Source organism: Bacillus haimaensis (assembly GCF_048270625.1).
GTDB classification, from domain to species: domain Bacteria; phylum Bacillota; class Bacilli; order Bacillales; family Bacillaceae_I; genus Sutcliffiella_A; species Sutcliffiella_A haimaensis.
Map to the genome: position 1 here is coordinate 2,311,005 of NZ_CP158164.1, position 15,347 is coordinate 2,326,351.

General features: G+C 41.3%; 16 protein-coding genes and 1 riboswitch. Of the genes, 2 read left to right on the plus strand and 14 right to left on the minus strand.

All coding sequences use genetic code 11. The features are described 5' to 3' along the window. The first annotated feature begins 64 nt into the window (after positions 1–64). Positions 65–1,222: an ROK family protein gene (locus ABN702_RS11725; RefSeq protein WP_417897041.1), complete on the plus strand. Its 1,158-nt coding sequence runs from the start codon at positions 65–67 to the stop codon at positions 1,220–1,222. Positions 1,223–1,392: 170 nt separating this feature from the next. On the opposite strand, the gene ABN702_RS11730 is transcribed toward ABN702_RS11725, so the two are convergent. From ABN702_RS11730 to ABN702_RS11750, 5 genes are all read right to left on the minus strand, one after another. Continuing rightward, on the minus strand, positions 1,393–1,896 hold the full coding sequence (locus ABN702_RS11730) for a mismatch-specific DNA-glycosylase (RefSeq protein WP_417897042.1): 504 nt from the start codon (positions 1,894–1,896) through the stop codon (positions 1,393–1,395). A gap of 104 nt (positions 1,897–2,000) precedes the next feature. Then, entirely contained in the window at positions 2,001–2,327 is a 327-nt protein-coding gene (locus ABN702_RS11735) for a cyclic-phosphate processing receiver domain-containing protein (protein WP_417897043.1), read from the minus strand. 155 nt (positions 2,328–2,482) lie between these two features. Next, positions 2,483–2,761, minus strand: coding sequence for a hypothetical protein (locus ABN702_RS11740; RefSeq protein WP_417897044.1), 279 nt, complete (start codon positions 2,759–2,761; stop codon positions 2,483–2,485). A 296-nt stretch (positions 2,762–3,057) separates the two neighbouring features. Then, positions 3,058–3,795: a TIGR02206 family membrane protein gene (locus ABN702_RS11745; RefSeq protein ID WP_417897045.1), complete on the minus strand. Its 738-nt coding sequence runs from the start codon at positions 3,793–3,795 to the stop codon at positions 3,058–3,060. Between the two features lie 66 nt (positions 3,796–3,861). After that, positions 3,862–4,332, minus strand: a complete 471-nt coding sequence (locus ABN702_RS11750) for an acyl-CoA thioesterase (RefSeq protein ID WP_417897046.1) — start codon at positions 4,330–4,332, stop codon at positions 3,862–3,864. A 140-nt stretch (positions 4,333–4,472) separates the two neighbouring features. Continuing rightward, a riboswitch (cobalamin riboswitch) is annotated at positions 4,473–4,650 on the minus strand. Between the two features lie 276 nt (positions 4,651–4,926). Here ABN702_RS11750 and ABN702_RS11755 point away from each other — a divergent pair. Continuing rightward, positions 4,927–5,715: an alpha/beta fold hydrolase gene (locus tag ABN702_RS11755; protein WP_417897047.1), complete on the plus strand. Its 789-nt coding sequence runs from the start codon at positions 4,927–4,929 to the stop codon at positions 5,713–5,715. 98 nt (positions 5,716–5,813) lie between these two features. Here ABN702_RS11755 and rsgA read toward each other — a convergent pair whose 3' ends face one another. From rsgA to ABN702_RS11800, 9 genes are all read right to left on the minus strand, one after another. Then, complete coding sequence (gene rsgA / locus ABN702_RS11760) at positions 5,814–6,875, minus strand: ribosome small subunit-dependent GTPase A (protein WP_417897048.1); 1,062 nt, start codon at positions 6,873–6,875, stop codon at positions 5,814–5,816. 317 nt (positions 6,876–7,192) lie between these two features. Next, positions 7,193–8,389, minus strand: a complete 1,197-nt coding sequence (locus ABN702_RS11765) for an MFS transporter (RefSeq protein ID WP_417897049.1) — start codon at positions 8,387–8,389, stop codon at positions 7,193–7,195. 362 nt (positions 8,390–8,751) lie between these two features. Beyond that, the gene (locus tag ABN702_RS11770; protein ID WP_417897050.1) at positions 8,752–9,429 is read right to left on the minus strand and encodes a LysM peptidoglycan-binding domain-containing protein; all 678 of its coding nucleotides are present in this window, start codon (positions 9,427–9,429) and stop codon (positions 8,752–8,754) included. A gap of 152 nt (positions 9,430–9,581) precedes the next feature. Beyond that, positions 9,582–10,343, minus strand: a complete 762-nt coding sequence (locus tag ABN702_RS11775) for an aminoglycoside adenylyltransferase domain-containing protein (RefSeq protein ID WP_417897051.1) — start codon at positions 10,341–10,343, stop codon at positions 9,582–9,584. A gap of 68 nt (positions 10,344–10,411) precedes the next feature. Then, the gene (locus ABN702_RS11780) at positions 10,412–11,449 is read right to left on the minus strand and encodes an NAD-dependent dehydratase (protein WP_417897052.1); all 1,038 of its coding nucleotides are present in this window, start codon (positions 11,447–11,449) and stop codon (positions 10,412–10,414) included. A gap of 114 nt (positions 11,450–11,563) precedes the next feature. Beyond that, positions 11,564–12,628, minus strand: coding sequence for an AbrB family transcriptional regulator (locus tag ABN702_RS11785; protein ID WP_417897053.1), 1,065 nt, complete (start codon positions 12,626–12,628; stop codon positions 11,564–11,566). Between the two features lie 123 nt (positions 12,629–12,751). Continuing rightward, the gene (locus tag ABN702_RS11790) at positions 12,752–13,555 is read right to left on the minus strand and encodes an ABC transporter permease (RefSeq protein WP_417897054.1); all 804 of its coding nucleotides are present in this window, start codon (positions 13,553–13,555) and stop codon (positions 12,752–12,754) included. A 6-nt stretch (positions 13,556–13,561) separates the two neighbouring features. Next, positions 13,562–14,353 (minus strand): ABC transporter permease, encoded by a 792-nt coding sequence (locus tag ABN702_RS11795; protein ID WP_417897055.1) that lies wholly within the window; start codon positions 14,351–14,353, stop codon positions 13,562–13,564. Further along, entirely contained in the window at positions 14,316–15,341 is a 1,026-nt protein-coding gene (locus tag ABN702_RS11800) for an ABC transporter ATP-binding protein (protein ID WP_417897056.1), read from the minus strand. The genes ABN702_RS11795 and ABN702_RS11800 overlap by 38 nt, the downstream gene beginning before the upstream one ends. Between the last annotated feature and the right edge of the window lie 6 nt (positions 15,342–15,347).

Below are 15,347 nucleotides of genomic sequence, written 5' to 3' on the forward strand. Positions count from 1 at the left end.
CCCTATTTTCTTATCAAGAGTTAATTTACACACTATTCAATTTTTTCGTTATGGAGGAATTCCTTTGAATACTGGTGATGCGTCATTTATTCGTCAATTAAACCGAAAAATCATATTAGAAAAAATAATGCAGCATAAAAGCATTTCCCGTGCAGAGATTGCCAAGTTAACAGGTCTGAACAAAGCGACCGTTTCTTCCCAGATTGCTGATTTGCTCGATGAAGGCCTTTTAGTGGAAACACATGCAGCGTTCTCATCCGGCGGAAGAAAACCGATTTTCCTATCCATGAACGAATCTGCAGCATATGCGGTTGGAATTGATATTGATGTAACGTGCATCAGCATCGCTGCCACAGACCTCAAAGGGAATATAGTTGCAAAAGAAATTCACCCAATTGAAGATCAAAGCTTTCCTGCCGTGGAAGAAAAATTGAGAACGATCATTTGGGAATTGAACAAGACTTTGCCGACCTCAAGGTATGGAATTATCGGCATAGGGGTTGGAGTACACGGTATCGTGGATAATTATGAGAACATCGTTTATACCCCACAGCATCAATGGAGGAATGTTGATTTAAAAGGTGCCCTTGAATCGTCTCTTCAAGCTCCTGTTTTTATAGCCAATAACTCTAATCTTTGTGCAGTTGCAGAACAAGTATTTTCTAACGAAAGTACCGACCTTGTTTGCATTACAACCTATTCCGGAATCGGGATGGGCATCATCATTCAAAGGAAGCTATTCCAAGGATTTGAAGGCTATTCAGGTGAAGTGGGCCACATGATAATTGAACCTGAAGGGCGTACTTGCACATGCGGAAATAAGGGATGCTGGGAGCAATATGCCTCCGAAAAAGTTCTGCTAAAAGCAATACGGGATAGACTCGGTAGGTCGAACTGCTCTGTTGAGGAAGTACATCAATTTATGGAAAGCAGAATAGAGGAATTAGAGGAAGTTATTAAGGACTATACAAATCATCTGGCTATCGGAGTGAACAATATCATAAATATCCTCAATCCCGAGACAGTCATTATCAATTCTGATTTCTTTTCATATCATCCGTCAATGCTGGATATAATCAAAAAGAATTTGACCTCCTCCATGAACCATCGCAAGGAGTTAAAATTATCATCACTTGGAAAAAATGCCTGCATGCTTGGTGCGAGTGCAACGGTGATCAAAGAGTTTTTGAAGATGGATCATATTGATCTATCACAGAAATAGAGGGATCGAGGAGAATGATGGGTTTTTTCTTAACTACAACCTCGCAAATAGCTCATCATGACCATTATGATGAGCTTTTTTCTACCTACAACCTTGCAAAAAGCTCGTCATGAACCTTATGATGGGCTTTTTCCTATCTATATCCTCGCAAAAAACTCGTCATGACCACACTATTTCCTTAATGAATTCAGTTCCTTGTAGATTGCTACTATCTCCTCCAGCTTCATCCTTACCAGTCCGCTTGAAGATGGTGCGACAAACTCAATCGTACCTGGAACTACCGGTCTTTCCTGGACTCCCCAATCAATTTGCCTATGCCCACTATACTCTTGATAGACTCCTTTTCCGACAAAGCAGACTATTCTGGGCTTGTTAATTTCAATTTTTCTTTTCAGCTCTTCACGTCCTGCTCTGTATTCTTCCCTCGTAATATCTGCTGCACCGACAGTCGGCCTGGAAACGATATTGGTGAGACCAAAATTCAGGTCTAGAAGTTTGAAATCTTCTGTTGGGGCATATTTTCTTGGAGTTATACCCGACTGATGTAATATAGTCCAAAAGCGGTTATTCGGGTTCGCATAGTGATGGCCGGTTTCCCCTGAGCGTATGCTTGGATTGAAACCAACAAATAAAATATCAAGATCTTTTTTAATATGATCGTAGATAAAATCCAACTCACATCCCTCATTTCATTTCTCTTTTCACCAATTTTAACAAAAATAAAAAACCAAACGAAGTAGGAACGGTTACTTTCGTCTGATTTTTGCATTGTTATCTTTTAAAATAAAGGTAGTGGCCTTAAAATCACTTTTATCGACTGTGGCATTTTCAATTCTTCCTGTGCTTGTTTAAAGTATTTGTACATTGCTTTACTGCCAACCGAGTTTGCAGAATGAATCGTAATTCTTTCTGCATAAAGTTCATTCTCCACCATAATTTGAACGAGCATAAGACCATTCCGATGTCTATTGAGTAAGTCATGATCCAACGATAGATGCTCGATCGCATTATTCTCTAACAAGGTGAGGCATTCGTCAATGTCTTCAGCAAGGATATACCCTTCTGGACATGTGCGACTATCATCTAGAAAGACATTTATTTTCAAGATGATCCCTCCAACTATTTCGACTTACGTATAGTGTAACATACTTTGATTACTAATTTTTTCCTATAAAGATTGAAGAGAAAGCCAAAAGCCTTTATCATCAAGGTTTCACGGCATTTCTCAGGAATAATGTACCAATTTAATCTGGAGAAACACTACGTCTTTTTATAATCCGGAAAATCAAAAATCCATTTCATCCAAAATGATTGAAGTCGTGCTTGTAGACGCACATAGGTATTATATTCCTTGAGGTAGGCCTGTTTAAAGGAATAGGAAACTTCACCTTGTTTTTCTTTTTCCAATAATTCCTGTTCCAGCACTTCAAGCTTTTCGATTTTTATTTGAATGGAATTATACGTCAATGCAGCCAATCCGCCATAAAGAATGGAAGCTATCAATAATAAGGAAAGTATATATTTTAGTGGGGTACCCACACATGTCCCCCCTTTCCGTCTTTTCTACATACTATGACGAATTGCGGGAATGTGACAGGACTGTTACAAAATGTTTGAGGTTCGAACAGGGACTAGCAGCCTTCCATTGAAAATTGGGGGAATTAAAGATATATTATAAGTAAAATGTACCGGAGGAAATGGGATGGCTGTCTTAATAGATGTACTTGTTGTAATAGTGTTTGCTGTGATCTTTTTCGGCGTATATAAGTATGTAAAAAATGCGTTAAAGAAATATTAATATGGAGGCCCTTTCACCCAAGTTGAAAGGGCCTTTTTTATGTTTTTTCGAAATCGATAGTTTGTGAAGCTTTCTTTTTCAGAATCAGCAGTGGTGCGTAAAGAATGAGAAACATGAGGATAACCACCAATTCCAGCGAAAGGATGTACCATGGATATGGTCCTAGCAAATCGATGATACTGGCATTTGAAGGTTTCCTGGCCAGAAACATATAGTTCCCGCCAGTTTGCCTATTAATAAAGAATACCAGTATGGCTATAAGCTGCAGCGCCCCAAACGCTTTCCACATGGATTTAAATGTAATGGCTTTCTTTTCCACCCATAACATATAAAAAACCGACAAGATGATGGCAATATGTGCCGCAAAGAAATGCAGAAAACGAAAGTGTGGAAAATCATAAAAGAGCTCTGGCGTAAGCAATGCCTGTAACGCACCACCAAGTCCCAGGAAATATACCACTTCAAATGTCCAGGTTTGCCTGGTTATCAGCATCCACATGCACAGATACAAGCTGATGGAGCATAGCTGAAAAGGGAGGGTGTAGCTTATATCCCACATATCGGTTGTAATATACCAATAGTTCAGCCATGCCTCTGATAAAAGAAGGCATCCCAAAATTGCCCACCTTCCATACACATTTGTGTATTTACTATTTCGTAGAAAGTACAAAAGTAAAATGAGCGACAATGCGATCACCAGCGCAAATATATGGGACGATGACAAGAGTATCGTCCCTTCCATTAGAGCATTCGGGTCGGTATAAGAATCCAACACTTCTCATCACCGCCTTTCGTATTCATTTCTTTCTCCATACTTCTACTACACCATGGTAAATTCCTGCTATCTTTTTTCCAAGCGTTTCTTTTTGCGCTCTGAAGCACTGTTGAAAAGCATTTTTTCTGCATCTGTCTCGGGAATCACACCTGGAACCGGAGTCGGCTTTCCATCTTTTCCTTTTGCCACCATTGTCAAAAATGATGTGGTGGTTGTCGTTTTCTCACCTGTTTCATAATTTTCGTTTTCCACTTTCACAAAAATTTCCATGGATGTTCTTCCCGTGGAGGCCACTATCGCCTCAAGAGTCAGAATATCCCCGACCTTCGCAGGGGAAAGAAAAGTCACTTGGTCGATGCTAGCAGTAACAACAACATTCCTGGAATGCTTCATTGCAGTAATAGCTGCAATCTCATCTATGTACGATAGAATCACTCCTCCAAAAATGGTACCCATATGATTCGTATCAGGCGGCAGAACCAACCTCGTCTGAATGGTCCTTGATTGATTGGAAGAAACGGAATTGTTGGTATTCATATGCTTAATATCCTCCTTATTAGTAAAAATAAAAAAACTCACCCTGCATAAGGATGAGTGAAAGACGGATGCAAGAAAGAAGCCTTGATAAAAAAGCCTTCCTTACGCACCCTCGTTCTATCTCTCACCTCCCGAAGAAGATAGTACTTCATCAATCAGACAGGTCTCCTGACTTAGCTTCTCCCTACTCTAGCCCTTCCCATACTCAAAAGTAATAGTGGGTTCTCTATTTCGTCAGCTTTACAGTTGCGGGTACAGTTCTGGACTTTCACCAGATTCCCTATTAAGTGCGTGCACATCTAATTAATTGGATGATTAAATTGATATTGCCCCTATATTCTACCATTAAACAAGATCTTCTAGTAATGATTATTCATACAGATTTTCTACGCATAATTTCAAGGTAAGTGCCCAAAATTTCATGACTTGAATAGTAAGATACCCCACAGATGGTTCCATTGTCACAAAATAGTAAAAAAAGAAGGTTGAGTAAAGGCTGTATTAGTGTGTATACTTATACTTGCAAGTTTTTCTACCCCCATTAACCGGGTATGGATTCATGAATATAAATATGCAACATAAGTGAGGAAACCTATGTTCTATAAAACTCTCATTCACCCATCTTCAAAAGAATGGATTGTGCTCTTTCATGGCTTTGGAGGAAACTCTTCCATATTCTACAAGCAATTGAAACCTTTCCGTTCTGAATATAATGTACTATTACTAGATTTACCAGGACATGGAAAAACTCCATATCCAAAAGGTGTGGATCTATTTGAGTACTCTTGTGATAAAACCCTTGAAATACTGAAAGCCTTAAAAATAAAATCCGCTCATTTTGTTGGCATTTCCCTTGGCACCATTATTATGCAGGAAATTGCACTGCGTTCCCCATCTTCAATCAAGTCGATGATTCTAGGAGGCGCCACTCCGAAGTTGAAAAAATGGGGCGAGTTTCTTTGCCGACTTTCCGTCTTTTATCCTTTGAGAAAAATTCTTCCACATATGGTTCCTTATAGAATATTTGCGAGAGTTCTATTACCGAAGCGCAATCATTCCGATTCCCGTAAAGCTTTCATCAAGGAAGCTTATAAACTTTCTAAAGAAGCTTATCTGGGATGGGTCTTATACGGCCTGAACGGTTACACCACCTACGATAGATTGGCAGAGACGAAAAATAAAATCCCTAAGCTTTATATATCGGGCTCTGAAGACCATATGTTCCTCGAAAGCACAAAGAAATATGCTGCAAACGAAGAGAACTCTACAATGGAAATCATTGAAAATTGCGGGCATGTTTGCAATATTGAAGAAAGTGAACGATTCAATGATCTTGCTGTTTCTTTTATGAAGAGTGCGAGCAAGGTGCAGATAATTGCGTAAAAGATTGAAGCTGAATTTTATGTTCAGCTTCTTTTTTGTGGGGAATTGAGCGAACCTGAAAATACAAAAACACAAGGAGCCCCTTGTGTTTTTGCATGCTATTTCTTCCTACTTTTCGCACTTGTCGAGATTTTCTTCCATTTATCCTTTTCTGCCAATTGTGCCCGTTTATTCGTTTTTCGTTCCAGATAAGCAAGTTCCCTTTGCAGCTTTACATAGCTTTGATACCTTGCTTCCTCCAATGTCCCTTCATCAATTGCCTCCCGGACCGCGCAGCTTGGCTCGTTCTCATGTTTGCAATCTCTGAAGTAGCATTGTTCAGCAAGTTCCTCCACATCCTGAAAGCTCTGACCGACTGTAGACCCATCAGCCTCCCATAGCTGCAACTCCCTCATCCCTGGCGTATCAAGCACTAGCCCGCCTGTCGGCAAAAGATACAGTTCCCGATAGGTGGTTGTGTGCCTTCCCTTATCATCGTCCCCTCTCACCTCTTGAATGACCTGCTTTTCTTCTCCTAACAGGTAGTTCGTCAAGGTCGATTTTCCTGCACCGGAAGATCCAAGAAGTGCTACAGTTTTTCCTGTAGTAAAATAAGGGGCCAACTCTTCAAGTCCCGTTTCATCTTTCACACTGACTGCGAATACCGGAACACCCAATGCGACAGCTTCAACATCCTTTATTCTTGCTGCCACATCCTCACACAAGTCAGTCTTGGTGAGGACGATTACAGGGGTTGCGCCACTCTCCCATGCCATGATCAAGTAACGTTCCAATCTTCTTGCATTAAAATCATAGTTCAGTGATTGTACCAAAAAGACGGTATCCACGTTTGCCGCAACAATTTGTTCTTCCGTCGTAAGTCCTGCAGCTTTTCTGGAAAACTTGCTGAAGCGAGGAAGTAGCGCCTGGATTGTAGCCTTTCTCTCACTCGGCCTTTCACTTAGGACAACCCAATCGCCTACTGCAGGGTAGTCCTCGCGGCTTTCCGCCTCAAATCGATATTTTCCGGACACCTCTGCCAAATACTCACCGTTCTCCGTTTCGACACGATATATTCTTTTATGTTCAAGCATGACTCTTCCAACCGTGAAGCCCTGCTCTTCGTAAAGTGTAAATTCATTATTCAAATAGTCGTTCCAACCTAGTTCATTACGTTTCAATGTTTATTCCTCCAATGGAAAGTAGATTAATTTTGGGTAAAACAAAAAGACCGCTCTCACGGTCTTTTCATAAAAATTTATAAACCATGGCGCTGATGACACAGCCCATGGGAATCTACAGTCTTATCCATCTCGGAATAAAATTTTATCGATTTCCTTGCAAGGGCTGTGCTGTTTTATTTAATTGGTTAACGTTCATGACAATTAATCGTTCCATAAAACATCCCTCGCTTTCAGAAAATTAATATTACAAAGATTATTGTAGACCATCTGCATCAAAAAGTAAATAGGAAAAAGTGGAGAATTTTTCCGTAAGTTTACTTTGCTTCTATGCTCACTAGCTTTTTTCGCTCCCGGTTCTGCCAGGACATGGATAATGTTATGGTAAAGCTTAAGATCACAAGTCCAAGAATGAACGGATATGAAATGTTCACATCATACAGGATCCCGGCCAATGTCGGCCCAAGAACATTCCCAATGCTCATATAGGCATTGTTCATCCCCATTGCAAATCCCTGTTCATTTCCTGCAAGCTTGGAGATCAATGTATTGATGACAGGTCTCAGAATGGAAGTAGCCAAAAAGATGATTAAAGTGATGATGAAGAAAAATGTGTAACTCGAAGCAAATAGCGAGAATAAGAATCCTGCAGCTGCTACAGTAATGAAAATATTCAATACTTTCCCTTCACCTAGAACCCGTACAATTCGATCGACGATAAACAACTGTACAATTACACTGACAATTCCAGTAGCAGTGATCATGAGTGCAATTTCCTGCGGAGTTGCCCCATACTGGTTGTCTATGAATAATCCAAGGACAGATTCATATGCCATTAATCCAAAGCTCATCACAAGTGTGATGACTAGCGGAATAAAATATGGTTTTTTGACTGATTGAGCCAGTTTTTTCACCATTGGGTCTGAATCGGTGGCTATCACTTGATTCATTTCTTTTTCTTTACTTTCTTTTAGTACCAAAATAGAAAAGACTGTCGCTAGGAGAGAAATCAAGGCCGATACCAATAGAGGCATTTTCAGGCCGAAATCCGCCAGAAATCCACCTATTCCCGGCCCAATGACAATACCTAGGGACATTGCGGCTGAAATATAACTGTTTCCTTTTGCGCGCTGCTCCATCGTGGTAATGTCTGCGACATAAGCAAACAGTGCCGGAATCAGCAGTGCAGCACCGACTCCTCCTATCACACGTGATAGATACAGCATCCAAACCGAATCAAAGCCATAAAACACAAACATCGATAGTGTCAGTCCCGCAAGCCCAAGAATGATCATAATCCTTCGGCCATACTGATCGGCCCACTTGCCTGCAACAGGTGACATCACAAGTTGTGCACCAGCAAATATTGCGATCATCAACCCTGCCGCCATTCCACCCTCGCCGATCGATTCCAGATAAGCTGGAAGGATCGGGATGATGATGCCGAAGCTACCAACGGCGATAAACATATTGACCATTAAAACTAACATCTTCTTACGCTGCTCAGGTGCCAAAGTAACTCCCTCTTTCTATATATTTTCCCTTTATTTCGTGTGTCGTAGCAATAATCACCTTTAGTATCTTATGACTTTTCTTTATCAGTGTCAATGAAAAGAACTGCTGATATCTGCAGGGAAAGGAATTCTTTGGGCGACGCATCTAGGTTTAGGTAAAGTTGAGAATCTTGTCGAAATATGCGTTTTATCGATAACTGCCTCGATTTTGTGGATAAATATAATTTCTCGTTGATATATCATTTTTTTCGTTGATATCAGGACGCAATCCATCGATATATCATAATATTCGTGGATATATGAATCCCATAATAATATACAAGCTGCCTAGGAGCAGCGTCAGGCTCCACCAAACCCATTTCTTAATTCAGCTTAAGCTTTTTACCGGCAATAATGGTATTGGAAGTCAGACCATTTAGTTCTTTCAGTTCTTTTACTGTCATCTTGTATTTCTTAGAAATGGAATATAAAGTGTCACCTTTCTTGATCGTAATGCTATAGCTTCCCGGTGCAGGTGTCACAAATAGTTTGTCGCCGATTTTGATAGTAGATGATGTTAATCCATTCCATTTCTTAAGGTCTGAAACGGATGAATCGTATTTTTTTGCCAAGGCATACAGTGTATCGCCTTTTTTCACTTTGACGATTACAGGTGCTTTCACAAGCAATTTCTGACCGGTGTAAATCCTGTTGGATGAGAGATTATTCCATTCCTTCAACAAGGTTACGGTGGTGTCATGCTCTTTTGAAAGGGAGTATAGCGTATCGCCTTTTTTGACTGTCACTATGGAAGCCTCCTGAATGATAAGTTTTTCACCTGCGATGATTTTCGAAGTAGTAAGATCATTCATATCTTTCAGTTCTTCAATGGAAACGCCGTGTTTTTTCGACAGGCTATATAGCGTATCGCCTTTTTTAATGACTATCTCTTCCTTGGAATAGGAGGCAGCTGCTGCCTTTTCGTGGGAGGAAAATCCGACTGCACCAGATAAACCAAGTGACAATGCTAACGCCAAAGCTATTTTTTGATGTTTTTTCATGTTGCAACACTCCAGTTTGTCAATTATTTTTGCTTCATTTACTTTGACGCAACTGAAGGATTTTTGTCGCTTGTTCCTTGAAAACGGATGAGCCCGTTTTTAATTGATGAATTAAATTTCGCAATTTCCATAAAAAAGCACAGCCATCAGGTTTAACGGCTGTGCTGCACTGTTTTTAATCTGTGGATTTCCTCAAGCATCTGATCGGCAAATTTAAAGAGTTCATTATTAATGAATTTAGGTTCGTCCGTTTCTCCTACATAACTTGCCAGGCACTCAGAAATAAGTTTATTGTAGGAAGAATGTTCTACTCCCCATTCACCAGCTTCTTTTTTAGAAGAGACGACACCTTCCTTAAGGAAGTAAAGCACCCTGCATAAGTTTAATACGTAATACACCGGGTTTTCTACAATTCCTGTTCTGGCATCCTCCACATCCTTTACGATGGAATCAACATAATAGCTGGTTCCGATCGGATGAAAGGCCTTTTTAACATCCAACCCATATAAGGTTTCCCCTCTATTATAGGTAACTACTATATGAGCTGCGAGATCCGGGTCCAAGAACCCGTCACCACCACAGATAAATTGACCATCAACCAAATAGCGGGGATGGAAGAAATGCAGTTCAAATGGTGTCGGATAGATGAAGTCCTTTAGGTATTTTTCCTGGATAATGCTCATTTCCAATGGATTTTTGTGTTCCTGGGTAATGAAGAGGAGGCGGCTGATCATTCTTCTTTTTATCACATCTTCTATACCGTCATTTACCACTACCAAAAGATCGACATCGCTTCTATTAGGATTGAAGCATCTCATTGCAATGGAACCGTGGATATAAATTCCGATTAAATTGTCTTCCAGTTCATCAATAAAAACTTGTCCAATTTTCTGTAAATAGATTTTTAATTCCATAGGATTAAACCTCCATCATGTAAAATGTGAAAAGAAGCCAGACAATGGCTTCTTTTCCAACGATGAATTTATGAAAACTGGCTGCTCTTCCAAGCCTCCAGCACTTCTTTTTCCTTTTCGCGATGAATACCTGCCTTTCTTTCTTCGTCGCTTCTGGTCTCTTCCCAATCAAGGATGTCCTTGATTGTATCCTCAACAGGTCGGACAGTCAGACGGTGCTGAATGGCTTTATCGATACTTATTGTACTGGCACCGCGCCATGGCTGGCCACCTTCTGTCAAAGGATGTTCTTCTGGAATCCATAATGGCATTTCAGTCCATGGTGCGACTTTGTTTTCCAGTAAAAAGCTTTCATCCGCCCATACGAGCTCCGCATCTGAGTTTGCTACCTTTTTGCAGGTTTGTAAGAATTCCTCCATAGTCATCGGAGTTGTTGGCCCGGTGACGTTAAACACACCAGAAACCCGCTCGTCAGCCATTTTCAATATCCAGAGTGCCATATCCCTGGCATCGATCATTTGCACATTGCGCCCTTTTCTTCCTGGTGCCAGGACCTCACCGCCCTCGGCAATCCTTTTTACCCAATACGAGAATCTATCTGAATAATCAAGTGGCCCTACAAGCAGGCCTGAACGAACATGAAGCATTTTTCCGGGCATATTCTTTTCTGCAGCAGCTTCACTCATTGCTTTCAAGGCTCCGTAATGCATATTGATTTCTTCGGTTGTACCATATCCGATTTTATCGGCTTCCGCATCTGACAATGACAGGATAGGATAGTCCTCATCCAAGCCATGTGGGATCCAGTCCTTGTATACGGAAATGCTGGAAATGAATGTGTAATGGTCCACCTTGTCCGCCAATACTTTAGTGGCTTCCGATAATTGAAGTGGAGTGAAGCCGCACGTATCAATCGCAACATCCCATTTACCAGCTTCGAGCAGTGCCAAATCCTTATTGCGGTCTCCGATGATCGTTTCTACCTGAGGGAATAGATCTTGATGATTGCCGCGATTGAATAGTGTTATTTCATGACCTTGCTTTAACGCTTCTTCGACTATGAATCTACCTAAAAATCGAGTGCCGCCAATCACTAAAATTTTCATATGTATGCCTCCAGGAATATTTGATAGTTACTAATTCTATGTATATTGGAGTTTATCCTTTAAATGACATGTAAATTAAATAGCCCACACTATAGTATGGGCGACGATCAGTTTCTAAGCTGCTCTATCGGCTTCTAGATTTCTGCCAAAATACCATTTCAACACAGGTGGCACCACGCTGATGATAAACAAGAGACGGACCAGTTGAAGGGCGCTGACGACTGCAGGGTCTCCTCCGACAGTGGACGCCGTCAATACCATTTCAATCAGCCCACCAGGAGCCACACTTAAAATGGCAGTCGGCAGGTTTAAAGAAGTGAAAGCTGCCAGGCCTGCACCTAATCCGAATGACACAAGAATGAGGGTTACCGTCAAGCCAAAGTAAACAAAACAGTATTTTCCTCCGAGCTTCAGATCGGCAAAAGCAATTCCTTTTCCCATCCCGATGCCTACCGTGATTTGCGCAATAATGAGAAACAACGGTGGAAGGGTAGCCATTTCAACAAAAAGTATATTCATCATTGCTGTCAGAGCCATCGGGGCGATGACAATGCCTGCAGGGATCCTATTCCTGAAAAGAATTCCACCTATCACAGGCAGTACAAACCACAGATAATCCCAGCCGCCAAACGCATAGGTTGCACCAGGGAGGACAGTATCCAATCCAGTCCTTGTATTTGCAAAGATCTGGACCACCACAAATGGCACAAAAAAGAGGACGGTAAGCAACCGGACAGTTTGGAAAATCACGACAAGGGAAGAACGTGCATTCAAAGATTCACTGGCAATGACCATTTCAGATAGGCCTCCTGGGATGGAACCGAAAACACTGGTTATCCTATCAACCGGTATCCAGCGTGTTACAAGAACGCTATTCAGGATGCTGATTCCCACTAGAATAATAGTGGAGACAACATAAGGCAACACGTACGGGCCGACTGTACTCAAAGTCTCTGCTGTAAAATAGAGGCCAAAGAACATCCCCAATATCAGAAATCCGCTTTGTTTGAGCGGATCAGGACAATATATCTTCCGCTTGCTGATGCCTTGGTAAATCATGACGAAGGTCAAAGCTCCCAGCACCCAGGGTAAAGGGAGACCACCCAAGAAAAATAAATATCCTCCAAAAGCTCCAATCATATATGTTTCAGCTAAATGGATGTAAGGAATATTTCGCATACCTAAACACTCCTTTAATTCGATAAAGTAATTGTAACATAACTGGAAAGTGAAGAGAGGAGTTTTTTCGGTATACGAAGAAAACCGGACGATCCCATGGCATCGTCCGGTTTATCTTGCTCATCAACTTCCTGTACTCGTGAATGCTCGAATACCCCTGTTCCAAAACCAATATGCGATCATAAAGGAAACCACAGCGATAATCGGAGTTAATACCGCCAACCACATATGTGCGCTTCCCTCGAAAAAATAAGTGGCTGGATAATATGCTGTAAATCCGTAAGGTACCACCCAAGTGATAATCAGTGTAATGGCACGAGGATAGATCGTTAAAGGATATCTGGCAAATTCACTTAATTGGAATACCGAAACGACAATGGGAAGGCTGTCGACCATCCAAAAAGAGAAAGTGATGAAAAACAGGTTGATTGCTACAAAAATAATTCCGCTCGAAAGGATAAAAACAAGCAGCATAAGAATCGTGCCGATCGACCATTGAATATCAAGTTGTGCACTTGCAATGGAAAGTACAATCCCCCCGATGATCAGTTGCCCGAAGCCATCCTGCTGAACGCGCTCCGCTACGACTTGAAACAATGGATTCACGGGCCGTAGAAGAAGTCGGTCGAAATTCCCTGTTTGTACATATTGCCATCCAAGCGTCCAAAGATTATCAAAGAAAATATGGTGAATTGAACGCCCTAAAAAAGCGATCGCATAAATGAAAAGAATTTCATAAAATGTCCAGCCTTTGAGCACATCGATGTGGTCAAAAACGATCTTCAGAAAGAACAAGGCGGTGAACTGTTGCACCATCACCGAAAATAGACCGATGAAAAAATCTGTTTTATATTCCATCATCACCTTCAGATGATTGGCAAAGTATCTACTATATAAAAAGCTATATCTTTTTGTTATTTTCCACATATCCCTTTATCCCCCAAACACCGTTACTTTTTTCACTGCCTGTGACCACACAATCCTTACAAGGAAAAATAGGACAACAAGCCAGAATAGTTGAGCGGCAAAGGCCATTATTGCCTCGGTCCCAAATGGTATCTGACCTGTATAAATGGCGACAGGCACAAAGATCATGGACTCAAATGGCAGGAAGCTTGATACCTGCTGAAACCAATCAGGAAAAAGTGTCAAAGGGATAAGGGCGCCGGAAAAGAACTTGATGACAGCTTCCCTTAATACCCGTAACCCCCATACATTCACCGTCCAAAATGCCAGTACCCCGATGATCAAATCAAGCTGAGTACCAATCAGGACCCCTATCATCATACTTGGGATGAATAACAGGAAGCTTTGCCAGGATAAAGGCGTTTGGATTCCGATAAACACCATAGCGACTATGAACATAGGGATCGTTGTACGGACAAAACTATTAGCTTTAGATCCAAAATCCATAAAAATCAGCTTTGTCAAATAGTCATAAGGCTTTAGTAATTCCAGCGCAATATCCCCATTCTTTATATTGCGTGTTAGCTGGTCCCCAGCCCCGGAAACATAACTTTCAAGCATCATGGCTATGACCACATAGGTAATCATGCTATCAAATGTAATGGAGGAAATTTCTGTTCGATTTTGATAAACGGCCAACCAGAAGAAATACATGATTGCCAATCGCAGCAATGTGGAGACCACATCTGCCCAGTACCAGGCTATATAAGCGGTTTCGATTTTAATTTGAGACTTTAACAGTTCCCAATACTTGCGCATGATCCAACCCCCGCTCATATATTTCTTGGACAACCTTGTCGATTCCCGGTTCCGTTACGGTGAAGTCATTGATGACATGATGCTTCATCACCTCTGCAATGATCTGGCTGCCATTGATATCCTGATTGTTAAAGTGAAGAAGAAGTTGGGAATCCGACAATTCTTTGAGCACATAACCCTGCAGGGCTACTGGTATGACAAAGTCTTCCGTGGATTCTTCGAGCTCCAGTTTTACGGTACGGTTATATTTCGTCGTCTTCTTCAATTCTATCAAACTGCCATCATAGATGATGGTACCCTTATCAATGATGATGATGCGGTTGCAGAGCTCTTCTATATCCTGCATATCATGAGTGGTCAAAATGATGGTCGTTTCATGTTCCCGGTTCATCTGTTTGATGAACTCACGGATCTTTATTTTTACGGATGCATCCAATCCGATGGTCGGTTCATCCAGATAAACCACGGATGGGTTGTGCAGGAAAGCTGCTGCAAGCTCACATCGCATCTTCTGACCCAATGACAATTGGCGCACCGGGATTGATAACAACGGCTCGAGATCCAGGACTTCCTTGAATTTTTCGATATTCTTTTGATAGGCTTCTTCTGGTATTTCATAGATGTGCTTTAACAGTTGTAATGATTCCTGTACAGGGATATCCCAGAACAATTGGGTTCTTTGTCCAAACACTGCACCGATACTTTTCGCATTTTTTGTCCTGTTTTTATATGGCGTGATACCGCCAACGACTACTTCACCGGCATCGGGAGTCAGTATTCCACTGATCATTTTTATGGTGGTGGATTTTCCTGCCCCATTTGAGCCGATATACCCTACAATTTCACCTTTAGGGATATGGAAGCTGATATTATCAACTGCCGTCTTTTTGATATATTTTCTTTTGAATAATGCGCGGATTGCACCTCTGAGTCCAGGCTCCCGTTCAAACAATCTGTAATATTTGCTTATGTTTTTCACTTCTATCATTCTTGT

What these genes read in the sequence shown, in the direction of transcription:
- ABN702_RS11755 (WP_417897047.1), top strand. Translation starts at nt 4,927, where the DNA reads ATGTTCTATAAAACTCTCATTCACCCATCTTCAAAAGAATGGATTGTG.
- ABN702_RS11795 (WP_417897055.1), bottom strand. Translation starts at nt 14,353, where the DNA reads ATGCGCAAGTATTGGGAACTGTTAAAGTCTCAAATTAAAATCGAAACC.
- ABN702_RS11770 (WP_417897050.1), bottom strand. Translation starts at nt 9,429, where the DNA reads ATGAAAAAACATCAAAAAATAGCTTTGGCGTTAGCATTGTCACTTGGT.
- ABN702_RS11750 (WP_417897046.1), bottom strand. Translation starts at nt 4,332, where the DNA reads ATGAATACCAACAATTCCGTTTCTTCCAATCAATCAAGGACCATTCAG.
- ABN702_RS11800 (WP_417897056.1), bottom strand. Translation starts at nt 15,341, where the DNA reads ATGATAGAAGTGAAAAACATAAGCAAATATTACAGATTGTTTGAACGG.
- ABN702_RS11775 (WP_417897051.1), bottom strand. Translation starts at nt 10,343, where the DNA reads ATGGAATTAAAAATCTATTTACAGAAAATTGGACAAGTTTTTATTGAT.
- ABN702_RS11780 (WP_417897052.1), bottom strand. Translation starts at nt 11,449, where the DNA reads ATGAAAATTTTAGTGATTGGCGGCACTCGATTTTTAGGTAGATTCATA.
- ABN702_RS11785 (WP_417897053.1), bottom strand. Translation starts at nt 12,628, where the DNA reads ATGCGAAATATTCCTTACATCCATTTAGCTGAAACATATATGATTGGA.
- ABN702_RS11790 (WP_417897054.1), bottom strand. Translation starts at nt 13,555, where the DNA reads ATGTGGAAAATAACAAAAAGATATAGCTTTTTATATAGTAGATACTTT.